Genomic DNA, 3,497 nt, shown 5'->3' with positions numbered 1-3,497 from the left:
CGCTCACGCGGGCTTCTTCCTCTCTTCCTGATCTCTAGCTGCCGCCAGCAACACACCCCGACGACAGCCCTCCCGACCTCACTCCCACTCGATGGTCCCCGGCGGCTTGCCGGTGATGTCGTAGACCACGCGTGAGACGCCGTTGACCTCGTTGACGATGCGCAGGCAGACGCGTTCGAGGAAGTCGTAGGGCAGGTGGGCCCAGCGGGCGGTCATGAAGTCGATGGTCTCGACCGCGCGCAGCGCGATGACGTGGGCGTAGAGACGGTTGTCGCCGACGACGCCGACCGAGCGCACCGGCAGGAACACGGCGAAGGCCTGCGAGACCTGATCGTAGAGATCGGCCGCGCGCAGCTCCTCGATGAAGATGTGGTCGGCCTGACGCAGGGTCTCGGCATAGTCCTTCTCGACCTCGCCGAGGATGCGCACGCCCAAGCCGGGACCGGGGAAGGGGTGGCGGTAGACCATCTCCGAGGGCAACCCCAGCTCGACGCCGATCTTGCGCACCTCGTCCTTGAACAGCTCGCGCAGCGGCTCGACCAGCGAGAGGTTCATCTCCTCGGGCAGGCCGCCGACGTTGTGGTGCGACTTGATGACCTTGGCCTTGCCGGTCTTGGCGCCGGCCGATTCGATCACGTCGGGGTAGATGGTGCCCTGGGCGAGCCACTTGACGTCCTCGATGCGGCTGGCCTCGTCGTCGAACACCTCGATGAAGGTGTTGCCGATGATCTTGCGCTTCTGCTCAGGGTCGGAGACGCCCTTGAGCCGACCGAGGAAGCGTTCCTCGGCGTCGACGCGGATCACCTTCACGCCCATGTGGTTGGCGAAGGTGCGCATCACCTGATCGCCCTCGCCGAGACGCAGCAGGCCGTTGTCGACGAACACGCAGGTGAGCTGATCGCCGATGGCGCGGTGCAGCAGCGCCGCGACCACGCTGGAGTCGACCCCGCCGGAGAGTCCGAGCAGCACCTTGTCGCCGCCGACCTGCTCGCGGATGCGGGCGATGCTGTCGTCGATGATGTTGCTCGGGGTCCACAGGCTGGCGCAGCCGCAGATGTCGTGGACGAAGCGCTCGATGATGCGCTTGCCCTGACGGGTGTGGGTGACCTCGGGGTGGAACTGCACGCCGTAGAAGCCGCGGCTCTCGTCGGCGATGCCGGCGAGCGGGGCGTTGTCGGTCTCGGCGATGACGGTGAAGCCCTCGGGCAGGCTCTCGACGCGGTCGCCGTGGCTCATCCACACGTCGAGCAGACCGAAGCCGGCCTCGCTGGTGTGGTCCTCGATGTCGCGCAGCAGGCGCGAGTGACCGCGCGCGCGCACCTGGGCGTAGCCGTACTCGCGGTGGTTGGCGGCGTTGACGCTGCCGCCGAGCTGGGCGGCCATGGTCTGCATGCCGTAGCAGATGCCGAACACCGGCACGCCGAGCTCGAAGACCAGCGGATCGGCGCGCGGGGTCTCGGCCTCGTGCACCGACTGCGGGCCACCGGAGAGGATGATGCCGCGCGGGGCGAAGTCGCGGATCGCCTGCGCGTCCATGTCGCACGGGTGGAGTTCGCAATAGACGCCGGCCTCGCGCACGCGGCGTGCGATCAGCTGGGTGTACTGGGAGCCGAAGTCCAGGATCAGGACGCGGTCGGCGTGGATGTTGGTGGTGTGACTGGACATTGGTGGTCTGCTGCTAGGGGTTGGCGCCACCCCTGGTCGCCGCCGCGCGGGTCCGACCGACCCGGCCGCGCCTGGGGCATCGGCGCAAAGCGCATCGCGGCGCCCGAGGGCGCCGCGATGGGGCTTAGTTGTCGATGCGGTAGTTGGGCGCTTCCTTGGTGATCTGCACGTCGTGGACGTGCGACTCACGCATGCCCGCGGCGCTCACCCGCACGAACTGCGGCTTGGTGCGCATCTCGTCGATGGTGGCGCAGCCGGTGTAGCCCATGCTCGAGCCGAGACCGCCGACGAGCTGGTGGATGACGTTGCGCAGGCTGCCCTTGTAGGGGACGCGCCCTTCGATGCCCTCGGGCACCAGCTTCTCCTTGTCGGTGTTCTCCTGGAAGTAGCGGTCGCTGGAGCCCTCGGTGGCGCCCATGGCGCCGAGCGAGCCCATGCCGCGATACGACTTGTAGGAGCGACCCTGGTAGATCTCGACCTCGCCGGGGGCCTCGTCGGTGCCGGCGAACATGCCGCCGATCATCACGCTGTTGGCGCCGGCGGCGATCACCTTGGCGACGTCGCCGGAGAAGCGCAGGCCGCCGTCGGCGATCACCGGGACGCCGCTGTCCTTGAGCTCCTCGGTGACGTTGGCCACCGCGGTGATCTGCGGTACGCCGACACCGGCGACGATGCGGGTGGTGCAGATCGAGCCCGGACCGATGCCGACCTTGACCGCGTCGGCGCCGGCTTCGACCAGCGCGCGCGCCGCCTCGGGGGTGGCGATGTTGCCGCCGATCACCTGCACGTCGGGGTAGTGCTGCTTGACCCAGCGCACCCGGTCGAGCACGCCCTTGGAGTGACCGTGGGCGGTGTCGACCACCACCACGTCGACGCCGGCCTCGACCAGCGCCGCGACCCGCTCCTCGGTGCCCTTGCCGACGCCGACGGCGGCGCCGCAGCGCAGCCGGCCCTGGTTGTCACGCGAGGCCTTGGGGAAGTCCTTGGCCTTCTGGATGTCCTTGACGGTGATCAGGCCGCGCAGCTCGAAGCGGTCGTTGACCACCAGCACCTTCTCGATGCGGTGCTTGTGCAGCAGGTTCATGACATCCTGACGGTCGGCGCCCTCGCGCACCGTGACCAGTCGCTCCTTGGGGGTCATGATGGCCGAGACCGGCGCGTCCATCCGCTTCTCGAAGCGCAGGTCGCGACCGGTGACGATGCCGACCAGCTCGCCGTTGTCGGTGACCGGCACGCCGGAGATGTTGTTGGCGTGGGTGATCTGCACCACCTCACCGATGCTCAGGTGCGGCGAGACGGTGATCGGGTTGCGGATGATGCCGCTCTCGTACTTCTTGACCGTCAGCACCTCGCGGGCCTGGTGCTCGATGGTCATGTTCTTGTGGATGATGCCGATGCCGCCCTCGAGCGCCATCGAGATCGCCAGCCGTGCCTCGGTCACCGTATCCATGGCCGCCGACACCAACGGGATGCGCAGATCGATCTCGCGGGTGAGCTTGGTCTGGAAATCCACCTCGCTCGGGATCACCGTGGAGTGAGCCGGGACGAGGAGGACGTCATCGAAGGTAAGTGCTTCCTGGATCAGGCGCATGGGTGAAAGGGCTCCGGGGTGGTGCAAGGTGGAAGGTAACCTATAATTATAAAACGTATATGGACTCCTGTAAACTGGCGTTTTCCCTTGGTCTCGGGGTGTGGCGATGAGCGCGATCTTCGATCCGGATGTCTATACGGTCTCGCGGCTCAATCGCGAGGTCCGTGCGGTGCTCGACGGCGCCTTCCCGCTGTTGCGGGTGCGCGGCGAGGTCTCCAACCTCGCCGCGCCGGCCTCAGAT

At 67.5% G+C, this 3,497-nt stretch carries 2 protein-coding genes; both read right to left on the bottom strand.

Annotated elements, in window-relative coordinates; genetic code table 11:
• Positions 1-78: 78 nt before the first annotated feature.
• Positions 79-1,665, bottom strand: a complete 1,587-nt coding sequence (guaA, locus tag EBL85_RS16510) for a glutamine-hydrolyzing GMP synthase (protein ID WP_062272616.1) — start codon at positions 1,663-1,665, stop codon at positions 79-81.
• Between the two features lie 124 nt (positions 1,666-1,789).
• Positions 1,790-3,256, bottom strand: a complete 1,467-nt coding sequence (gene guaB / locus EBL85_RS16505) for an IMP dehydrogenase (RefSeq protein ID WP_062272618.1) — start codon at positions 3,254-3,256, stop codon at positions 1,790-1,792.
• Positions 3,257-3,497: the final 241 nt, after the last annotated feature.

The sequence above is a fragment of the Marichromatium sp. AB32 genome, from assembly GCF_003718675.1.
Lineage (GTDB): Bacteria > Pseudomonadota > Gammaproteobacteria > Chromatiales > Chromatiaceae > Marichromatium > Marichromatium gracile.
Note: the sequence above shows the minus strand (reverse complement) of the source record. Positions and strands in the feature narration are given on the sequence as shown.